This is a genomic window from Roseinatronobacter sp. (assembly GCF_051859525.1).
Taxonomy (GTDB): Bacteria; Pseudomonadota; Alphaproteobacteria; order Rhodobacterales; family Rhodobacteraceae; genus Roseinatronobacter.
Window position 1 is genome coordinate 88,054 of sequence record NZ_JBHYFM010000004.1, and the last position, 20,324, is coordinate 108,377.

Consider the following 20,324-nt stretch of genomic DNA (forward strand, 5'->3'; position numbering starts at 1 on the left):
CAAGGTCATGCTGGCACAGATCGAACGCTGGTTCGAACGGCTATTGCGGCTTATCGCCTATGCGGGCGGTCTGGTGCTGGTCGGGCTTATGTTTCTGGTAATCTACGAGATTACCATGCGCTACTTCTTTGGTCGCCCCTTTCGGGGCGGCTATGAACTGACCGAACTTGCCATGTCGCTGATCGTGGCCTTTGGCCTGCCCTACACAGCGATTGTGCGGGGGCATGTTTCGGTTGATATTTTCGCGCGCTGGCTGGACCACCCGTCAATGCGCTGGTTGACGGTGCTGGTGCACCTGACGGGCGCTGTGGTGCTGGGGTTTGTGGCGTGGCGGGCCTATCTTTATGCGGCGGGCAGCCTGCGTTGGGGTGATATCACCAATATGATGCGCATCCCCAAACACCCGTTCCAGTTCGCAGTCGCAATATCTGCCGGACTGTTTTCCATGGTGCTGTTGCTGGAAGCGGCAAAGGCACTGGCCGGACCGAACAAAGACAGACAGGATACCAAATGACACCCTTGATGGCCGGGTTGATCGGCTTCGCAGCGCTGTTCGCGTTGCTTGCCCTGCGCATGCCCATCGGGCTTGCAATGATGCTTGTGGGCGCGGGCGGCATTGCTGTTCTGAATTCACCCAGCGCGGCCATGAATGTCCTTGGCGCGTTTCCCTATTCCTATTCTGCGGTATTCAGCCTGAGTGTGGTGCCGTTATTCGTGCTGATGGGCGCGTTCGCGACTGTGTCGGGCATGGGCACGGGGTTGTACAAGACCGCGTATTCATGGGTCGGACACAGGCGGGGCGGGCTGGCATCCGCGACAATCCTGTCCTGCGCGGGGTTTGCCGCATTGTCGGGGTCGTCCATCGCGGCTGCGGCGACAATGGGCAAAGTGTCCCTGCCTGAAATGGAGCGTTACAAGTACGATTCGGGTCTTGCCACAGGGTCGATTGCGGCAGGCGGCACATTGGGCATCCTGATTCCGCCCTCCACAGTGTTGATCGTCTATGCGCTGCTGACGGAACAATCCGTAGGCAGGCTGTTTCTGGCAGGGTTCCTGCCGGGCCTGCTGCTGACATTGCTGTTTGTGGCGACTGTATTTGTCGTCACACGCCTGAACCCCGATGCCGGACCCACCGGCCCCAGAACCCCGATGCGCGAACGCCTGACTGTGCTGGTGAATTCCGGCGCGTTGCTGTTCATTGTGGTCATCGTGATCGGCGGCATCTACACAGGCGTCTTCACTGTGGCCGAAGCGGCATCTGTTGGCGCGTTTTTGACCTTCCTGCATGCGCTATGGTCGGGCAATCTGACGATCCGGCGGTTTTTTTCGGCGTTGCTGGACACGATCCGCACCACGGCCATGGTGTTTTTCATCCTGATCGGGGCGCATTTCTTTGCCCCCTTTCTGGCGCTGACCCGCATTCCCATGAACCTTGCCACTTCCATCGGGGAACTGGCGGTGCCCGCGCTGGCGATTTTGCTGATCATCATTGCGGTCTACATCGTATTGGGCACGTTCATGGAAGGGTTTGCCATGCTGGTGCTGACCGTTCCTATCGTTTTGCCGATTATTACAACGCTGGGCTATGACCCGATCTGGTTCGGCATCATCATGGTGGTGGTTGTGGAAATGGGGCTAATCAGTCCGCCGGTTGGGATGAATGTGTTTGTCGTCAAGGGCGTGGCGCAGCATGTCCCCTTGGGCAAGATCTATCGCGGGATCGTACCGTTCTGGATTGCGATGGCGGTCTGTGTGTTCCTGCTGATCCTGTTCCCTGACATTGCGCTGTATTTGCCCAATACGATGATGGGACGCGGCTGATCCACCCACTTATGTGGCTTGCGAGGGGGAAGAAACGGGCAGAGGCAAAACAGGCCAATGACGACATAAAATCTAAATTTCCGTGTTTCAGGGAGGAGAAAACATGAAACGCAGATCACTGATGACGACAGTTGCCGCTTTGGCGGTGGTGATGGGCAGTCTGGGTGCCGCATCGGCGCAGGATGTGCTGAAATTCGGCGCGGCAGCACCCAAAACCGGCCCGCTTGCGGGCGGTGCGGATGTGACGCACTGGCCCGCTGTGCGCCTGTGGGTCGAGCAGACGAACGCCGCGGGCGGCTTGCAGCTTGCTGACGGGCCTGCGCTGATTGAACTGATCGAATATGACGACCAGACCAACCCGCAACAGGCCATTCAGGCGGCACAGCGCATGGCCACACAAGACCGTGTGGATTTCATGGTCGCGCCCTATTCGACGGGCCTGAACCTTGCGGCGGCCCCGATCTTCAGCCAGCTTGGCTATCCGCAGATCACGGGGTCGAACGTGACCAACCAGCAACCCGAACTGTCGGCACAGTTTCCGGGTATGTTCTTCGTGCTGGGCCGCACCAGCATCATGGCCGAGGATACCGCACAGGTTCTGGTAGACCTGCGCGAAGCCGGTGATATTGGCAACCGTGTTGCCTTGGTCAATGTCGCCGATGCCTTCGGGATTGAGATGGCAGGCATTTCACGCGACGTTCTGGAAGAAAACGGGTTCGAGATTGTCTACCAGACCTCCTATCCGCTGGGCACGCAGGACATTGCGCCCATCATCGACGGGGCCAAGGCGGCGAACCCTGATGCGTTTATCGCATGGTCCTATCCGGGCGATACATTCGCGCTGACCGATCAGGCCATCGTGCAGGATTTTGCGCCGTCCGTCTTCTTTACCGCCGTGGCAACCGCGTTCCCGTCCTATTATGGGCGCTTCGGGCAACAGGCCGAAGGTGTGCTGGGCATGGGCGGGGTAAATCCTGACGACCCCGCATTTCAGGCATTTGCCACCGCGCATGAAGAACTTAGCGGACAGGGGCCGGATTTCTGGGCATCTGCATCGACATATGCCACGCTGGAAATCCTGGGTCAGGCCATCGAGGCGACAGGATCACGCGACCGCGCGGTCGTCATGGAATATCTGCAGGACAATTCCAACACCTATGAAACGGTGCTTGGGCCGGTGCAGTTCAATGACATGAACGACAATGAACGCTACTGGACTGTCGGTCAGTGGCAGGACGGCGTGTTCCGCGGCGTGGCCGCGCGCGGACGCGACGGTGTTGCCGATGTCATCCTGAAGGATGGCTGGGACTGACAAAACGCTTGCGGCAGGGCGCGACTGCCCTGCCGCGAATTGCCTGAAACGGCGCGAATGGAAGAAGCATGTTTTTCATCCTGATAACCGGCCTGCTGCTGGGCGGAACCTATGCGTTGATCGCGATGGGCCTGAACCTGCAATATGGCGTTTCCCGCATCATGAACCTTGCGAATGGCGAAATGCTGGTCGCTGGCGGCTTTGCGGCTTTCTGGGTCTATACGGCTGGTCAGGTCAGTCCGATTGCGGCGCTGCTGGTGGTTGCACCTGTGGCGTTTGTGGTGAACTGGCTGATTTACCGGATCATGCTGCGCCCGCTGGTCAAGCGCGCGAAATCCCGTGGTGCGCTGGAAGTGGACAGTATTCTGGCCACGTTCGGGTTGTCCTTTGCGATGGTCGGCATCATGAGCTGGCTATTCGGGGGCGGGTATTTCAACTATTCCTATCTTGCGCAGCGGGTTGATATTTTCGGGTCATCCTACGGGCAGAACCGCGTTGTGGCTTTTGCCATTGCGTCGCTGATCGCGGCGGGGTTGTGGTTGTGGCTAAGCTACACGCGCGCCGGTCTGCGTATGCGTGCGGTTGCTGTCAGTCCTGAATCGGCGCGGCTGGTGGGTATTGACGTGCCTGCAGTTTCGGCACTGGCCTTCGGGTTGGGGGGGGCGGTGACCGCGACGGGCGGGGCGCTGATTTCAATGTTCTTCACGCTGGATGCATCCGTGGGGGTGCTGTTCACCATGAAGGCGCTGATTATCGTCATCATGGGCGGCGTGGGTGATATTCGCGGCACAATCGTGGCCGCACTTATTCTGGGGATCGCGGAAACCTTCGTGGCGCGGGTCATCGACCCCGGCCTGACGCTGGCGGCGGCCTATGTGCTGTTTCTGGGCGTGCTGCTGTTCCGTCCCCAAGGGCTGTTCGGAAAGAAACCAACATGAGCACGCGCGAAATCCGAAACCTGATCTTGTCCGCGCTGGCCTTCGGGGTCGTGGCCTTGCTGCCGCTTTATGACACCGGCTATATTCTGTCGATCGCCACAACCATGGCCATGTTCACAGTGCTGGCAACCAGTTGGGCGCTGTTTTCGGGACCTACGCACTACATCTCGCTTGCGACGGCGGCGTTTTTCGGGCTTGGCACATTCGTCACCGGCTACGGGTTCCAGACCATGCCATATTGGTCGCTGCCGCTGATCGCCGCTGTGCTGGGCGCGGGACTGGCAGGGCTGGTGGGCATGGTGACGCTGCGCCTGTCAGGGGTGTATTTCGTCATCTTCACACTGGGTCTTGCGGAACTGGTCCGCCAGTTGGTGACATGGGTGCAAAACCGCACTGGCCAACGCGGCATGTATGTCCTGACCTCGATCACTGAAAGCCATATCTACTGGCAGTTGCTGGGGCTGGCCGCGCTGGTGTTCCTGACGGGGTGGCTGATCGGGCGGTCGCGGCTGGGGTTTGCGCTGCGTATCATTGGCAATGATGAAACTGTGGCCAAGCATTCGGGCATCAACACGGCACTGGCCAAGGTGCTGTTGTTCATGGTGTCGGGCGCGGCGGCGGCTGCGGTCGGGGCCATGCTTGCGCCACGCTACATTTATATCGAACCCTCTACGGCCTTCGCGTCGATCCTGTCCTTTCAGGTGGTGATCATGGCGCTTCTGGGCGGGACGGGGCGGTTATGGGGCCCGCTGGCGGGGGTTATTCCCTTCACCCTGTTGTGGGAATTCATATCCCGCCATGCGCCCAACCAGACGCTGTTATTGTTGGGGCTGGCATTCCTGCTGATTGTCTATGTTCTGCCGGGCGGCATGGTCGGGCTTCAGGCGCGGTTGAAACGCCGCTTCGGGCAAGGGGGGCATTGAATGGCACGCGTTGTTCTGGAAGTGCGCAATGTGACCAAACGCTTCGGCGGGCTGGTTGCCGTGAATGACATGAGCTTCGATGTGACCGAGCATCAGGTTCTGGGTATCATCGGTCCCAACGGGTCGGGCAAGTCCACGATGATCAACATGATTTCGGGGACATTCCCGCCCAGTGCGGGCGTGATCCGCCTGACCGGTCAGGATGTGGCGGGCAAACCTGCGCACCGGATCGCGCAGATGGGGGTTGCGCGCACATTCCAGCTGGTGCGCCTGTTGCCGGAACTGAGTGTTATTGAAAATGTCGTGGCAGGGGCAGCCTTCGGCCACCGCCGCCGCTGGAAGGGTGAGGCCGAACGCTACGCCCGCACCCTTCTGGAGCGTGTGGGACTTGGGGGCGCCATGAATGTGCCGGTATCTTCGCTGACCTATATCAACACCAAACGGGTGGAACTGGCGCGTGCGCTGGCCTGCGAACCGGAAGTCCTTTTGCTGGATGAATGGCTGGCGGGCCTGAACCCCACGGAATTGCAAACCGGAATCGAATTGATCCGGTCGCTGCGCGAGGAAGGGCGCACCGTCATTCTGGTGGAACATGTGATGGATGCCATTCGCAGCCTGTGTGACAGTTGTGTGGTCATGTCATCGGGCACCAAGATTGCCGAAGGCACGCCCGCCGATGTCTTGTCGGATCCTGATGTGATCCGCGCCTATCTGGGGGCTGATGAAGATGCTTGAGTTGCATGGCCTAAGTGTGAATTACGGCAAACACCGCGCGTTGGACGGGGTTAGCCTGACCACCAAACCCGGCGAAATTGTCGTTATTCTGGGCGCGAACGGGGCGGGGAAATCCACCGTTCTGAAATCCATTGCGGGCATTTGCGAAGGGCGTGTCACCGGCACCATGTCCATGAACGGAGAGGCGCTGCTGGGCCTGCCACCGCATAAGGTGGTGGAACGCGGCGTGGCGCTGGTGCCCGAAGGGCGCGGCGTGTTCGGTGACCTGAGCGTGCGTGAAAACCTGATGTTGGGTGCGAACCCCGACCGCGCCCGCGAAGATGCGCAGGCCAATTACGACCGCCTGATCGAGTTGTTCCCGAAGCTGGCGGAACGCGCGGGGCAGACTGTGCGCACCATGTCCGGCGGCGAACAGCAGATGGTCGCCATTGGCCGCGCGATGATGTCGAACCCGACAATCCTGATGCTGGATGAACCGTCGCTGGGGTTGTCGCCGCTGTTGTCCAAGGAATTGTTCCAGAACCTGAAGGCCGTGCGCGAAGCGGGGCTTGGCATTTTGCTGGTGGAACAGAATGCCCGCCTTAGTCTGGGGATTGCGGATCGCGGGTATTTGCTGGAAAACGGCGAAATCCTGCGCGAGGATCGCGCCGATGTGCTGCGCAATGACCCCGCAGTGCAGGCCGCCTATCTGGGTGGTGGCGCATCCAAGGTCGCACCCGCGAAGGCCGTGACGCCTGCGCCTGCAACACAGTCCGTGACGCCGCCCGCCATAGCAATCCGGCACAAAGTGCCAAGCACCAGATCGGCCGCGCAAGTGTCGGGGCTGGACATCAATGCACTGGTGTCACGCGCGGCACAGCAATCGCAGCCCCCGCGCAGCGCCGCGGTGATCCCTGCCAGCATTCCGGCCACGGACAGGAAACCGCGGGCAAGCACTGCCAAGGCCGATACCGACAGGCTGCGCGGCATCCTGACCGAACTTGAGGCAGCGGCCCGTGCCGTGCGCGGCGCAGACACTAACGCGCCATCAGCCTTGCCGCCGCTGCGCCCCTCATCGCGCTTCGCGGCGGGGGCTGCCCGCGCCAGCATAACGGGCGATCCCGCGCCTGCACGATCACCACAGCCTGCACAGATCAGCCCCGCATCGGGGGGCAAGGTAGAAATCTACCGACGTCGCCCCGGATCATCACAATTCGACCGCACGGAGAGATAACATGCTTGATGCAAAACACCCCAAAACCCTGCGCGGAATGTATATCGGTGGCCAATGGGTCAAGGCGGCGCGCAATTTTGCCGACCTGAACCCAAATGATGGCAGCCTGTGGGCCGAAGCGCCCGACGGCACCCGCGCCGATGCCCGCGCCGCGATTGAGGCCGCGCACAAGGCGTTCCCTGACTGGGCGGCCACCAAATACACCGAACGCGCCAAGATGATGCACCACATTGCCGATGTGTTTGAACGCCGCGCGCCTGATTTCATCGCCGCCATTCAGGCCGAAGGGGGCGGGTGGTATGGCAAGGGCGCGTTTGAGGCGCATTATATCCCCGAAGTGTTCCGTTCGGCAGGGGCAATCCTGTATGCCGCCTCGGGCGAGATTATGCCCAGCGAATACGGCAAGCTGTCCACTGCGCAGCGCGTCCCCATGGGGGTGATTTCCGTGATAAGCCCGTGGAATTTCCCCGGCATTCTGACCGCGCGCGGCTTTGCCTTCGCACTTGCGTCCGGAAATACGATTGTCCTGAAACCGTCCGAGGATACGCCTTATCTGGGCGGTATCTTCTTTGCCGAGGTGCTGGAAGAAGCAGGCATCCCCGCAGGTGTGTTCAACGTCATCACCTGTTCGCGCGAGACGGTCGCGGATATGGGGGACGAGATGATTGAAAACCCGCTGGTCAAGGGCGTGTCCTTCACCGGCTCCACGCCAGTGGGTCGCGCGATTGCCGCGAAATCCGGCGCGCATCTGAAAAAATGCTGTGTGGAACTGGGCGGCAAGGACAGCCTGATCATTCTGGAAGATGCGGATATGGAGCGCGCCACGCAGGCCGCGAATTTCGGCAGCTTCATGCATCAGGGCCAGATTTGCATGAGCGTGGAAAAAGTGCTGGTGCATGAAAGCATTTTTGACGAGTTTCTGGAAAAATTCGCCGCCCGTGCCGCAAAGCTGAAAGTGGGCGATACGGCAGACAAGTCCAATGTCATCGGCCCGTTGATCAATGACAGGCAAGTGGCCCGCGTCAAGGAACAGCTGGATGACGCGATTGCCAAGGGCGCGCAGGTTGTCGTCGGCGGCGGCGTCAAGGGCCGCTTCGTGGAACCCACCATCCTGACGGGTGTTACCCCTGATATGCTGATCTATCAGGATGAAACCTTCGGGCCGGTTGTGCCGGTCATCCCGTTCCGCACCGACGAAGAAGCCATTGCCATCAACAACGACACCGAATACGGCCTGTCCGCCGGTGTCATGACCCGCGACGAGGCCCGCGCCCTGTCCATTGCGCGGCGTCTGGAAACCGGCATGTGCCATGTGAATTGTTCATCGGTGAATGATGAACCGCATGTGCCCTTTGGCGGGTCCAAGGCGTCGGGGCTGGGGCGGCATGGCGGGCGCTGGTCGGTGGAAACATTTACCGAGACGCGCTGGATCACGCTGGACCGTGGCGGCCGCCCGTTCCCGCCGGTGTTCTGATATGGCAGACCTGTCATCCAGCCTTGCCATGGTGCCGCCCCTGCTGCTTGCGGGCAAGCGGGTTGTGGTGCTCGGCTCCGGCAGCGGATTGGGGCGGGCCGTGGCGCTGCATGCGCAGGCCGCTGGCGCCGAAGTGCTGGGCGTGGATGACCACAAGGCGTTTGACGGGTTGGATGCGCTGTATCATGCGGACCTGAACGACCCTGCCGCGCTTGATGCCGCCGCGCATGCCCTGCCGGACGGGATTGACGGTTTGGCACTGCTGCCCGACCCCGGAACTGGCGGGCCGGAACAGACGCTGACCCGCGCGCTTCTTGCCCCGCGCCATCTGGCGCAAGCCCTTGCGCCGAAACTGGCCCATGGTGCGGCAGTTCTGGTGCGCGCAGCCCCCCCGCATGCCACATGGCAGGCGCGACTTGGGGAAACCCGCGCTGCAATGGCGCTACGCCGGGATGATCTGGGCGGGTTTGTCGCGCGTTGGGGCCTTCTGGCCGAACCCGACCGCGCGGCGCGCACGGCAGGCTGGGCTATGCAAGCGTGGGTCATGGCGCAGCATAACCGCTGGGCAGACCGCGCCATTCGCCTGAACGCACTGACCCCTGCCAGCCATGACGGGCGTTTGCCGCCCGACATCGTGGCGGCCAGCGCTAAGGACGCCGCATCGGGCACGGATACGGCCGCACGCGCGGCACTGTTTTTGCTGTCGGACCTGTCACAGGGTCTGACAGGGGCCAATCTGGCCGCAGACGGGGGGCTTAGTGCCCGAATAATCACCAGCCTGGACGGGCTTTGACAGAAGCGACGCTGGCGAGAGAGGACCAAGAGGATGACAACTATTTTCTGGATCATCGTACTGATCGTGGTGGGGGTCGCGCTGGTTGCGCTGGCCGCTGCCTTCTATGAACGCGCCAGCAACGCGGTCAGTCTGGTGCGCACCGGCATTGGCGGACGGCGCGTCGTAATCGAAGGGGGCGTTCTGTCGCTGCCATGGTTTCACGAAGTGGCGCGCGTCAATATGCAGTCCATCCGGCTGGATGTGCAGCGCGCAGGCGAACATTCCCTGATCACGCGCGACAGGTTGCGCATTGATGTGGGTGCGGAATTCTACTTGTCGGTTCCGCCCGAAGATGCGGCTGTGGCACGCGCGGCGCAGGCCCTTGGCCGCCGCAGTTTCCAGCCCGAAGAACTGCGCGCCCTTGTCGAAGGTATGTTCATTGACGCTATGCGCGCTGTTGCCGCGCGCTCCAGCATGGATGACCTGCACGAGGCGCGTGCGGAATTCGCAAGTGCCATTCGTGATGCCATTGCGCCGCATCTGACCCGCTATGGTCTGCAACTGGACGCGGTTGCGTTGACCGCGCTGGACCAGACGCCGTTCGCGGCGCTGGACGAAAACAACGCCTTCAACGCCGAGGGGCTGCGCAAATTGACGCAGGTAATCGCCCAGTCCAAACGCGACCGCGCCGAGATTGAGGGCGAAACACAGGTCAGCGTGCGCCGCGCCGCCATGGAAGCCGCGCGCCGCCAGCTGGATATTGATCTGGAAGAACGCCGCGCTGAAATCGCGCAGGCCCAACAGGTCGAGGCGCTGATGTCCGCGCAGATCGCCGAGGTCGCCCGCGCGAAAGCCGATGCCGAACGCGCCGCCGCCGAAGCACGCATTGGCATGGAGCAGGGCATTCGCGCCGCTGACATTGCCCGCGAACAGGCCATCCGCGAGGCTGAAATCACCCGCGCCCGCGCGCTGGAGATTGCCGAGCAGGATCGCGCGGTGATGGTGGCCAACAAAAGTCAGGAAGAAAGCCGCGCCATGGCCGAGGCGGATCTGGCCCGCGCCGAAGCCGTGCGCGCGCAAGAAGCTGTTGAGACAGCCCGCGCCGAGGCCGAGGCGCAGCGCCGCCGCGCGCTGGCCCTTATCGCCGCCGAGGCCGAGGCAGAGGCCGCCGCGCGCCGCAGCGAAATTGCCGCCGCCACCAGCCGCAAGACCGCTGCTGACAGGTTGGAAACTGCCGATCTGGATGCGCAGGCCCATCTGAAACAGCGTCAGGCCGAAACCACCGCACTGGAAGCCCGTATCAAGGCCGAGAATGCCCGCGCGCCAGAGTTGCTGGCCCATGAGGCAGAAATGGCCCGTCTGGAAGCGATGCCCAAAATCGTGGCTGAAATGGTCAAACCCGCCGAGAAGATCGGCAATATCAATGTCACACAAGTGGGCAGTGTCGAAGGGTCGCGCGGGGCCGTGTTGCAGGCGCTGGAGTCGGTTCTGGAACAGACTGTCCACGCACCGGGCCTGAACCGCCTGCTGGAACGTGTGCATGATGACATCCGCTATGATGACACACGCAGGCGGCGCGACAGGGACGACTAGGAACCGGCAGGCAAAACAGGGGGGGGACGCAATGGACGGAGCAGGCACCAACCGCGAGGGCGCGCGCACCCATGCCTTGCGCGCGCAGATCGCCCTGCGCCAGCGCATCCTGAACGGGGACTATCCCGGCGGCACGCGTTTGTATGAAGTGTCGCTGGCCGAAGAACTTGCCGTGTCCCGCACCCCCGTCCGCGAAGCGCTGTCGCGACTGGCAGAAGAAGGGTTGCTGGTGCGCACGCGGTCCGGCGGGTTTGTCGTGCGCAGCTTCGCCGTGGCCGATGTGCTGGACATGATCGAATTGCGCGGCGTGCTGGAAGGCACTGCGGCGCGGTTGGCGGCCGAGCGCGGCGTTTGTGCCGAACAGATGGCACATGTCCGGTGCCTTTTGTCGCAACTCGATTCCTGTTTCGGGGACGTGCCCGAACAGACGGACCTTGAACGCTATTCGCAGTTGAACGACAGCTTCCATCAGGCACTTGCCAGACTGGCGGGCAGCAAGGTTCTGGAAGAAGAAATCGCGCGCGTGGTGCGTCTGCCTTTTGCCGCGCCATCGGCCTTTCTGCCCTACAAGACACAGATAGAAGCGCTGATGTCTACACTTGCGCCCGCGCATGTCCAGCACCACGCGATGATAGAGGCGATTGCAGCGCGTCAGGGTGCCCGCGCCGAGGCACTTGCCCGCGAACATACAGGGGCGGCGCGTGCCAATGTGCAGCAGATTTTCGCAGCCCGACCCGCGCAGGGGCCGCAACTGGCCGCGTTGGGGCTGGTCATCAGCTAGGAATGTATGTGTATACATGAAACTTATATTTCTGGCGAAAATTTGATTTTTATTGCTATTTGATCGCGTCTATGTATTCATGGTGAGCGTATAGAGCGGAGGGGATGATAGTGAATACCAATCATGCAACAGGGGCATCTGGCGACATGCTTGACGGCTGGTCGATCGAGGTGATGCCGCGCACCGCCGCCAAGGTGCCCGACTTCCGCGCGCTTTTGCCTGCTGGCACGCGCGTCTATATCGCGCATATCGACGGCACCCCGATTCAGGAAATGGTTGACACAGCCCGCCGCCTGCACAGCGAAGGCTTCACGGTCATGCCGCATTTTCCCGCGCGTTCCATCCCCGATCTGGCCACATTGAAGGACTGGATCGACCGGTACCGTTCGGAAGCGGGGGTTGATCAGGCGCTGGTGCTGGCAGGTGGCATTCCCAAACCGGCGGGTGCGTTCGCATCCTCCATGGATTTGCTGCAAACCGGTGCATTTCAGGAAGCGGGCTATACACGCCTGCATGTCGCGGGCCACCCCGAAGGCAACCGCGACATTGACGCGGATGGCGGGCATGAACAAACCGATGCCGCGCTGCGCTGGAAGGAAGTCTATGCCCGCGATACCGGCGTCGATATGGCCATCATCACGCAATTCGTGTTCGAAGGGCAGCCTGTCTTTGACTGGATTGCACGTCTGCGCGCACAAGGCATCACCCTGCCTGTCCATGTGGGGCTTGCCGGACCTGCCAAGTTGCAGACGCTGATCAAATTCGCCATTGCCTGCGGTGTTGGCCCGTCGCTGAATGTGCTAAAGAAACGTGCCCGCGACCTAAGCAAGCTGTTGGTGCCTTATACACCCGACCAGATGTTGCAGGAATTGCGCGATGCGCAGGCAACGCAACCTGCGAATGCGCCCGATCAGGTGCATTTCTTCCCGTTGGGCGGGATCAAGACCTGCGCGGAATGGGCGCAGCAGCAAAACGCCGGACGGTTGCGCCGCGTCGTTGGCTAGGCGGTCAGGCATTCTGCAAACAGCATCACACACCAAAGGGGGGAGCCAATGGTGAAACTGGACAAGGGGCGCATCGTAAAAGCGCCCGACAGCTTTTTCATTGATGGCGAATGGGCGGCCCCGCAAGGTGACCGCAGGCTGGATGTCATCTCGCCTGTCACTGAGGAATTGCTGTTCAGCTACCCCGAAGCCAACGCCGCCGATATGGACCGTGCGGTTGCCGCCGCGCGCCGTGCCTTCGATGACGGGCCATGGCCGCGCATGTCGGCACAGGAACGCGCAAGTTACTTGCGCCGTGTGGGTAGCCTGATTACGGCGCGGCTGGATGAAATTGCATGGGCATGGACCACGCAGGTCGGTGCCCCCATCAGCCTGACGCGCAAACTGGTTCCGCAGAACGCAACGCTGTTCAATCATTATGCCGAATTGATCGAGGGGTATGCCTTCACGGATATCCGCCGCCGCGATGACGGGGGCGAGGTGCGCGTCTTGCGCGAACCAGTGGGCGTTTGCGCGGCAATTTCGCCGTGGAATGCGCCCATGGTGTTGTTGTCATATAAAATCGCGGCAGGGCTTGCGGCGGGCTGCACCATGGTGGCCAAACCGTCCCCTGAAACCCCGCTGGAACCCTATATTCTGGCTGAATGTATCGAACAGGCGGGCCTGCCGCGCGGGGTGTTCAACCTTGTGCCAGCGGGACGAGAGGCGGGCGACCACCTGATCCGGCACCGCGATGTCGAAAAGGTGGCCTTCACCGGATCAACGGCAGTGGGCAAACACATCATGCGGGTGTGTTCCGACCGTCTGGCGCGGGTGTCGCTGGAACTTGGGGGCAAATCCGCCGCCGTGCTATTGCCCGATGCCGATTTTGCGCAGGCTATGCCCAGCCTGATGGTCTATTCCATGCCCATAACGGGGCAGGTGTGCTTCTCGTTGACGCGCCTTTTGGTGCCCGAAGCCCGCAAGCGCGAATTTTTGGACATGTTCCTGCCTGCGGTTCAGGCGCTGAAACTGGGCGATCCTGCCGACCCCGCCACCCAGATGGGGCCGCTGGCCATGGGCCGCCAACGCGAACGGGTCGAGGGGTATATTGCCGCAGGCCGCGCAGGCGGGGCACGGCTGGCCTGTGGGGGCGGGCGCCCGCGCGGGTTTGACAAGGGGTTCTATGTGGAACCCACTGTTTTCACCGATGTGACCCCCGACATGGCAATCGCGCAGGAAGAGATTTTCGGGCCTGTGGTGTCCGTGATCGGCTACACCGATGAAGATGACGCCGCGCGCAAGGCCAATGCCACGCCCTATGGTTTGAATGGGGCGGTCTATTCGGCCGATCCGGAACGTGCCTTTGCGTTTGCGCGGCGCATGCGCACAGGCGGGCTGACGGTGAACGGGTTGATCGTGGACCCCAAGCATCCGTTCGGCGGTTACCGCGAATCCGGCATGGGCCGCGAAGGCGGGCCTGAAGGGCTGGAAAACTATCTGGAAGTCAAAACCGTGCATATGGCAGGCTAGCGCCAATGCTGAGCGATGTTGCGCCACTGCAAACCGAACGCCTGATCCTGCGCGCACCCTGCGCACAGGATTTCCCCGCATTCGCGGCCTATTTCATGTCCGAGCGTGCACGCTTCACGGGCGGGCAGCCCGACCGGATACTGGCATGGAACCGCTTTTGCGTAACGCTTGGGCATTGGCATATGCGCGGCTACGGGGTGTTTGTTATGGTCCGGCGCGACAGTGGCGCAGTGATCGGGGCGGCAGGGCCGTTTTACCCCGAAGGCTGGCCGGAACCAGAAATTGCGTGGCAATTATGGGACGGCACTGCCGAAGGGCACGGCTTCGCACAGGAAGGGGCGCGCGCCGCGCGTGCGCATGTCTATGATGATCTGGGCTGGACAACTGCCGTCAGCCTGATTGCACCTGATAACCAGCGATCACGCGCGCTGGCACAGCGGTTGGGGTGCGTGCCGGACGGAACACATGCGCACCCCCATTTCGGCCCGCTGGAAATCTGGCGTCATCCGGCTGTTTGAATGCGCGGGCGTTACCCGCCCGACAGCGGAGTGATGCGGTCGGCGCGGAATGTGTCGGCCAGCCGTGTCAGGGTGATGTCCCGCACCACACCGCCCTTGGCAAACGGGTCACCGTGGGCGAAGGCGCGGGCGTCTTCTTCGGTATCGGCCTGTAGTATGCCGAAATTTCCAATGCCCTGGCCCGCGTCATTCCACATGGCGCTGCCTGTCAGAACCACCGCCAGACCATTCCCGCCCGAGGCAACCCAGTCACGATGTTGCGGGCGCAATTCGTCGCGCAATGCGCCGACTTCCGCCCCGTCGTTATGTGTGCAGATCATCAGAAAAAACATCAGCGTGCATTCTCCAGCAAAACCATGCCTGCGCCGGTCATGGATGCGGGCGCGAAATAATGGTCGAACAGGGTGGTCACGGTGTCATCCATGCAGCCGCGCATCACCAGCCACATGATAAGCTCTGCCCCTTCGGACCCGAATTCCTCGACATAATCCTCGCGGGACATGGTGCGGTAGCGTTCGGGATCGGACCCGATGCGCGCGATCCATTCGCGGTCCGCAGTCGGGTTGATGAAGCCCGCGCGCGCGCCCTGCAACTGATGCGACAGCCCGCCCGTGCCCATAACCAGCACCTTTTCATCTGTCGGGTAGTTTTCGATGGCGCGGCGCAGCAGACGCCCCAGATCCCACATGCGCTGCGGCGTCGGAATCGGATACTGGATGGTGTTGACCAGTATCGGCACAACCTTGACCGGCCATGCATCCGGCCTGCCGAATGTCAGCTCCATCGGGACTTGCAGACCGTGATCCACGTCCAGTTCACGGCATATCAGGGGGTCGAAATGCCCCTCGACCATTTGATCGGCCAGATGCCAGGCAAAATCATCCGCACCCTGAAAATCGGGCACCGCGCGCGGGCCCCAGCCTTCATCCGCCGGGCGGTATGTGTCGGCCACGCCAAGCGCCAGTGTTGGCACACGGTCCAGAAAGAAGGAATTGCCGTGGTCATTATAGATCACCACCGCGATGTCGGGCTTATGCGCGGCAACCCATTCCTGTGCAGGAATATAGCCGTCAAAAAACGGCTTCCATTCGTCGCTGTCGCGCAATCCCTTGTCCAGTGCCGCCGCGATGGACGGAACATGGCTGGTTCCCAGCCCTGCCAGCAGTTTAGCCATTGGTGACTTTCCCCAGTCGTGTATCCAGAAATTCCTGCAAATCCATACCCGCCTGTGCGGCCCCGATTGCGCGTATTGGCGTCGGGTCCACAGCGGATATTTTCAGGATATAGAACAGGTTGCCGCCCAGCCGCACCATTTCCGCCCAGTCGCGGGCTTTCACGGCCGCGCGTTGTTCCGGCGTCAGGGCGAAGCGGTCGAGATAGGCATCTTCATCCGCAACAAACGCGGCACGCCCGTCAGGTGTGCTAAGGCCCATGGCCATCTTGTTCAGCGCATAGCCCCCATTCGCGCGGGGGCGGTCGAATAGCGGGGTGTCTGGAATACGGTCTGTATCGGTCATTGGGTCGCCTTTTGACGTTCAAGGTTCAGGCTGCGCACCCAGCCGGCCAGCAATCCGGCCACCGCGGCGGGTTGTTCGACAGGGGCGAAATGGCCGGCATCCTCGATGATTTCCAGCCGCGCTTGCGGGCAAAGCTGCGCAATCGCTTCGTGCTGCGCGATGGGGGACCATTGGTCCTGTCGCCCGACCATCAACAGCAACGGCCCTGTATAGGCGGCGATGGTCGCGCTGGCATCAGGGCGGCCCAGCAGGGCACGCATCTGGCGTTCGTGAATTTCAGGTGTCATGCGGCAGACCATGCGCGTCAGCCCGTCCATGACCAACGGGTCGGGCGTCAGCCCTTCGGCCATCATGCCCGGCAACCATGCATCGGCCAGCCCGTGCATGCCGTGATCATAGGCCAGATTGATCATGCTCTGGCGCTTCGCGTCCTCGCCGTCCTTGCGGGGGTGCATGCCGGTGTTCAGCAATGCCATGGCGCGAATGCGGTCCGGGGCGATATGGGCCATTTCCATGGCCACGCGCCCGCCCATCGAATGACCGGCAACCACCAAGGGGCCGTCATGTCGGGCCAGCAGGTCGCGCGCCATGTCGGGAATGCTGGTCTGCGTGGTCACATCGGCCACCGACACGGGCAGGTCATCCAGCGCGGTCAGCGCCGCGTCCCATACATGGGCATCACAAACAAGGCCCGGTATCAGCAGAATGCGGGTCATGGGGTGTCCTGTCATATTCGGAGTAGGAAGTGACCGGCGCCCTAGGGCGCCGGTCTAGCAGATCAGCTGCCCTTAGAGCGCCAGCTGTCGGCGTAGTTTTCGCGCGCTTCGCTTGCATAAGGCGTGGGCGAGACGCGCACACGGATTTCCGTTTGCTTATGTGCCTCGGTCGAGGTTTTGCCGGTTGTTTCCGGCTCGCCCCATTTCATGGTCAGCACATCGCCGACCTGAACGGATTGATCCACAACACCAAGGCTAAGAACACAGCGTTCATTGAAGCTGTAGCCGTTGAACATGGACATACCGACCATCTTGTCGCCATGCATGACCATATCAGCGCTGGAGGAGGCGTAGTTCGGCTGCGGGAAGTCGATCCACTTGTAAGGCGTGCCTTGCTCGAACGCGGATGCAATGACTTTCAGCACGTCCTCGCGGTTCCATTCAAAGGTAACCTTCTTGCGGTTCGATGCCGACCCCTTCATCGCTTCGAGCGCGGATTTGCCGATGAAATCGGGTTTCTTCCAACCGATATAGAAGTCATAGCCCAACTCGAACGGGTTGACATAGTAGTCTTCGATATTGTCGGAAACAAAGCTGCCGCCAATCGCGCCGGAGGCTTCATAGCTGTCAGCGCCCAGCCAGTCGCGGTAATCGGCCAGCATGCCGTCACCTGTGTAGATGCCCGGCAGGGGCGACGGAATCCAGCCTGATTCCAGCGTGTTCGTGGAATAGGCGCGGCTGCCGCATTGCACCAGATCGACGCCTGCATCGCGGGCCGCTTGCAGGATGGTGGAATGGATATAGTCCTTGTCCTTGTATGGACCCCAGATTTCCAGACCCGGCGCGCCCGACATGCCGTGACGCAGCGCCTGCACCTTTTTCGATCCGACATTGATCCAGTCAACATGAAAGAACTTGATGTCCTGAACCGGCCCGCCATTCATCTTCTCAAAGATTTTCGGCGCATCCGGCCCCTGAATCTGGAAGCGGTAATGTTCGCGCAGAACGCGTTCGCCTTCGGGGCGGGACGGGCTGCGCGGGTCATAGCGCAGGCGCACATTCCAATTGCCATAGGCGGCGCAGAACATCAGCCAGTTCGATGTCGGTGCGCGGCCGACAAGGATGTACTTGTCCTCACGCTCGCGGAAGATGATGTGATCGCCAATGACATGGCCATTGGGCGTAACAGGGACGTAGTGCTTCGCGCGGTTCAGGTCGAAATTGGCGAAGCTGTTGATGCCGTGATGGGACAGGAATTCGGTTGCCTGTGGCCCCTCAACGATCAGTTCGTCCATGTGGTGGCTTTGGTCGAACAGCACGGCTGACTTGCGCCACGCTTCCTGTTCTACGCGCCAGTTTGAAAATTCGGGCGCAACAACCGGGTAGACATACATCCCGATTTTGGAGTTGCGCAGCATTTGCACCGGGTTGCCGGTGGCTGCCATTTTTGTGGCAAGGCTTTGTGTCATCTGAAATCCTCCCAGGAACATGATGTATACATAAACCTAAAAGAAATGACCGGATATGCAAGTAGAAACCGCCGGTTTACGGTGGTTTTTATGTTGTAATGTATACAGCAGGTGGTTCTAGTTGGACAAAAGCGCCAGGCTGGGCACGCCTTCGCGCAGCGCGGCTTCATGCGAAAGCAGGTATTCCACGTTCCGGCGTGCCGCGCGGGCATGTTCGCGCGCCAGTGATTCGGCGCGCCCGCTTTCGCGGTTCTCGATCGCGTCGATGATGGCGCGGTGCTGGTCCTGGGCTGATCCAAGCGTCTTTTGCAATGTGTCGATCCGCGTGTGATCATCCAGAAACGCCGAAGGGGACGCGAAGGGCAGTGCCGTCACGCGCGCGATTTCGCGTTGCAGAATGTCACTGCCGCTCATTCGGGCCAGAAGCAGGTGAAATTCGCTGTTTAGTGCAGAATATGCATCCATATCAATGCTTTGATCGGATACGACGGCATCAATCCCGCGCAAGACCTTGTGCGCACGTTCCAGCAGTGTGGCGCAGGCCCCGCGTTCCGCAGCATAGCGTGCGGCAGTCCCTTCCAGCACTCCGCGCAAATCGATTGTGTCCACCACATCGGCAAGCTTGAAGCTGCGCACAACAAACCCTCCGCCCTTGGCGCGTTCCAGCAGGGTTTCTTCGGCCAGTTGTGACAGGGCCGCCCGAATAGGGGTGCGGGAAATTGCCAGTTCTTCGGCCAGTGCCACCTCGAACAGGCGGGTGCCACCGGGAAGCTGCCCGCTAAGGATGCGCTGGCGCAGGGTAATCAGGGCGCGCTGGGCATGTGTTGCTGTGCCGGTCGGTGCGTCCATTGCGTGTATCCCTATTGCGTATACATATCCATACAGCTGTTGTCTGACCCTATGTATACATGCCCCGCTGTATTCGGCGCAAGCATTGATCTGCCAGCCAGCAGAAGGGCACCAAGCAAAATGCCCTTGATGCACGACATAGCATCAAGGGCATCGTATGACAGGAAATGCCGTGTCAGGCTGCGGTCAGTTCACAAGGCCCGCATGGCGCATGGCGGCGTCCATCATGATCTTGGTTGCATCCGTCAGGCCCAGAAGCGGCAGGCGCACATCCTCGCGGCAATGCCCCAGACGCGACAGCCCGTATTTTGCCCCGACCAGCCCCGGTTCGGCAAAGATGGCGACATGCAGCGGCATCAGCAGGTCATGAATTTCCAGCGCGCGTGCATGGTCGCCCGACAGGCTGGCTTCCTGAAACTGCGCACACAGGCGCGGGGCAACATTGGCTGTCACGGAAATGCAGCCAACCCCACCTTGCGCGTTGAAGCCCGGTGCAGTGGCATCTTCGCCCGAAAGCTGGATGAAGTCGCGCCCGCATGTCATGCGTTGCAGGCTGACGCGTTCCAGTTTTCCGGTTGCATCCTTGACCCCGATGATGCGCGGCAATTCCGCAAGGCGGCCCATGGTGTCTGGGGTCATGTCCACGACCGACCGGCCGGGAATGTTGTAGATGATGATCGGCAAGTCGCAGCAATCATGCAACGCCTTGAAATGCGCAATCAGCCCCTCTTGCGTTGGCTTGTTGTAATAGGGGGTCACAACCAGCGCGGCATCGGCGCCAACAGATTGCGCGTGCCGCATGAAGCCCATGGCCTCCAGCGTGTTGTTGGACCCTGCGCCCGCGATGACGGGCACGCGCCCGGCTGTGGCCTTGACCACTTCTTCAATGACAAGCTTGTGTTCGTCATGGCTAAGGGTGGGGCTTTCGCCGGTGGTCCCTACGGGAACCAGCCCGTGCGACCCTTCGGCAATTTGCCAGTCAATCAGCGCATGCAGCGCGTCAAGATCAAGCGCGCCGTCCTTCAGCGGTGTGACCAGTGCCGGAATGGAGCCTCTGATCTGCATGCGCGCCTCCCTCTCTTGGTGGTGTCGGGTCAACCACAGACCCGAGCCTTTCGCAAATGTGTGTTGTGACTGTGTCACAGGCGGTTAGAACTAACGACAGATATTTTCA

21 protein-coding genes are annotated in these 20,324 nt (G+C 61.2%); 14 read left to right on the plus strand and 7 right to left on the minus strand.

Going from position 1 to position 20,324, the window contains the following annotated elements:
• Positions 1 to 7: 7 nt before the first annotated feature.
• From ACTIE1_RS05885 to ACTIE1_RS05950, 14 genes are all read left to right on the plus strand, one after another.
• The gene (locus ACTIE1_RS05885; protein WP_439561367.1) at positions 8 to 514 is read left to right on the plus strand and encodes a TRAP transporter small permease; all 507 of its coding nucleotides are present in this window, start codon (positions 8 to 10) and stop codon (positions 512 to 514) included.
• Positions 511 to 1,821, plus strand: a complete 1,311-nt coding sequence (locus ACTIE1_RS05890) for a TRAP transporter large permease (RefSeq protein ID WP_439561366.1) — start codon at positions 511 to 513, stop codon at positions 1,819 to 1,821. The genes ACTIE1_RS05885 and ACTIE1_RS05890 overlap by 4 nt, the downstream gene beginning before the upstream one ends.
• Before the next feature lie 103 nt (positions 1,822 to 1,924).
• Positions 1,925 to 3,133, plus strand: a complete 1,209-nt coding sequence (locus tag ACTIE1_RS05895) for an amino acid ABC transporter substrate-binding protein (protein ID WP_439561365.1) — start codon at positions 1,925 to 1,927, stop codon at positions 3,131 to 3,133.
• 68 nt (positions 3,134 to 3,201) lie between these two features.
• A complete protein-coding gene (locus tag ACTIE1_RS05900) occupies positions 3,202 to 4,071 on the plus strand; it encodes a branched-chain amino acid ABC transporter permease (protein ID WP_439561364.1) in 870 nt (289 codons plus the stop codon).
• The gene (locus ACTIE1_RS05905) at positions 4,068 to 4,994 is read left to right on the plus strand and encodes a branched-chain amino acid ABC transporter permease (RefSeq protein ID WP_439561363.1); all 927 of its coding nucleotides are present in this window, start codon (positions 4,068 to 4,070) and stop codon (positions 4,992 to 4,994) included. Before ACTIE1_RS05900 ends, ACTIE1_RS05905 begins: the two co-directional genes overlap by 4 nt.
• Positions 4,995 to 5,729, plus strand: a complete 735-nt coding sequence (locus ACTIE1_RS05910; RefSeq protein ID WP_439561362.1) for an ABC transporter ATP-binding protein — start codon at positions 4,995 to 4,997, stop codon at positions 5,727 to 5,729.
• The gene (locus tag ACTIE1_RS05915; protein ID WP_439563299.1) at positions 5,722 to 6,942 is read left to right on the plus strand and encodes an ATP-binding cassette domain-containing protein; all 1,221 of its coding nucleotides are present in this window, start codon (positions 5,722 to 5,724) and stop codon (positions 6,940 to 6,942) included. Before ACTIE1_RS05910 ends, ACTIE1_RS05915 begins: the two co-directional genes overlap by 8 nt.
• Before the next feature lies 1 nt (position 6,943).
• Complete coding sequence (locus ACTIE1_RS05920; RefSeq protein WP_439561360.1) at positions 6,944 to 8,416, plus strand: aldehyde dehydrogenase family protein; 1,473 nt, start codon at positions 6,944 to 6,946, stop codon at positions 8,414 to 8,416.
• Between the two features lies 1 nt (position 8,417).
• Positions 8,418 to 9,209: a hypothetical protein gene (locus ACTIE1_RS05925; RefSeq protein ID WP_439561359.1), complete on the plus strand. Its 792-nt coding sequence runs from the start codon at positions 8,418 to 8,420 to the stop codon at positions 9,207 to 9,209.
• A 33-nt stretch (positions 9,210 to 9,242) separates the two neighbouring features.
• Complete coding sequence (locus tag ACTIE1_RS05930) at positions 9,243 to 10,784, plus strand: flotillin domain-containing protein (protein ID WP_439561358.1); 1,542 nt, start codon at positions 9,243 to 9,245, stop codon at positions 10,782 to 10,784.
• Positions 10,785 to 10,815: 31 nt separating this feature from the next.
• Positions 10,816 to 11,565: a GntR family transcriptional regulator gene (locus ACTIE1_RS05935; protein WP_439561357.1), complete on the plus strand. Its 750-nt coding sequence runs from the start codon at positions 10,816 to 10,818 to the stop codon at positions 11,563 to 11,565.
• 146 nt (positions 11,566 to 11,711) lie between these two features.
• Entirely contained in the window at positions 11,712 to 12,569 is an 858-nt protein-coding gene (locus ACTIE1_RS05940) for a methylenetetrahydrofolate reductase (RefSeq protein WP_439561556.1), read from the plus strand.
• Between the two features lie 48 nt (positions 12,570 to 12,617).
• Positions 12,618 to 14,081: an aldehyde dehydrogenase gene (locus ACTIE1_RS05945; RefSeq protein WP_439561356.1), complete on the plus strand. Its 1,464-nt coding sequence runs from the start codon at positions 12,618 to 12,620 to the stop codon at positions 14,079 to 14,081.
• A 5-nt stretch (positions 14,082 to 14,086) separates the two neighbouring features.
• Positions 14,087 to 14,599, plus strand: a complete 513-nt coding sequence (locus ACTIE1_RS05950) for a GNAT family N-acetyltransferase (protein ID WP_439563300.1) — start codon at positions 14,087 to 14,089, stop codon at positions 14,597 to 14,599.
• A gap of 11 nt (positions 14,600 to 14,610) precedes the next feature.
• Here the strand turns inward: ACTIE1_RS05950 and ACTIE1_RS05955 are convergent, their stop codons facing one another.
• The 7 genes from ACTIE1_RS05955 to dapA form a co-directional block, all read right to left on the minus strand.
• Positions 14,611 to 14,931 (minus strand): YciI family protein, encoded by a 321-nt coding sequence (locus ACTIE1_RS05955; RefSeq protein WP_439561354.1) that lies wholly within the window; start codon positions 14,929 to 14,931, stop codon positions 14,611 to 14,613.
• Entirely contained in the window at positions 14,931 to 15,773 is an 843-nt protein-coding gene (locus ACTIE1_RS05960; RefSeq protein ID WP_439561353.1) for a class III extradiol dioxygenase family protein, read from the minus strand. The genes ACTIE1_RS05955 and ACTIE1_RS05960 overlap by 1 nt, the downstream gene beginning before the upstream one ends.
• Complete coding sequence (locus ACTIE1_RS05965) at positions 15,766 to 16,116, minus strand: extradiol ring-cleavage dioxygenase (protein ID WP_439561352.1); 351 nt, start codon at positions 16,114 to 16,116, stop codon at positions 15,766 to 15,768. Before ACTIE1_RS05965 ends, ACTIE1_RS05960 begins: the two co-directional genes overlap by 8 nt.
• Positions 16,113 to 16,832 carry an alpha/beta fold hydrolase gene (locus ACTIE1_RS05970; protein WP_439561351.1) on the minus strand — a complete coding sequence of 240 codons (720 nt, stop codon included), beginning with the start codon at positions 16,830 to 16,832 and terminating at the stop codon, positions 16,113 to 16,115. The genes ACTIE1_RS05965 and ACTIE1_RS05970 overlap by 4 nt, the downstream gene beginning before the upstream one ends.
• 62 nt (positions 16,833 to 16,894) lie before the next feature.
• Positions 16,895 to 18,301, minus strand: a complete 1,407-nt coding sequence (gene ligM, locus ACTIE1_RS05975; RefSeq protein ID WP_439561350.1) for a vanillate/3-O-methylgallate O-demethylase — start codon at positions 18,299 to 18,301, stop codon at positions 16,895 to 16,897.
• A 117-nt stretch (positions 18,302 to 18,418) separates the two neighbouring features.
• Positions 18,419 to 19,150, minus strand: a complete 732-nt coding sequence (locus ACTIE1_RS05980; protein WP_439561349.1) for a GntR family transcriptional regulator — start codon at positions 19,148 to 19,150, stop codon at positions 18,419 to 18,421.
• Between the two features lie 186 nt (positions 19,151 to 19,336).
• Positions 19,337 to 20,215, minus strand: coding sequence for a 4-hydroxy-tetrahydrodipicolinate synthase (gene dapA / locus ACTIE1_RS05985; RefSeq protein ID WP_439561348.1), 879 nt, complete (start codon positions 20,213 to 20,215; stop codon positions 19,337 to 19,339).
• Positions 20,216 to 20,324 lie beyond the last annotated feature (109 nt).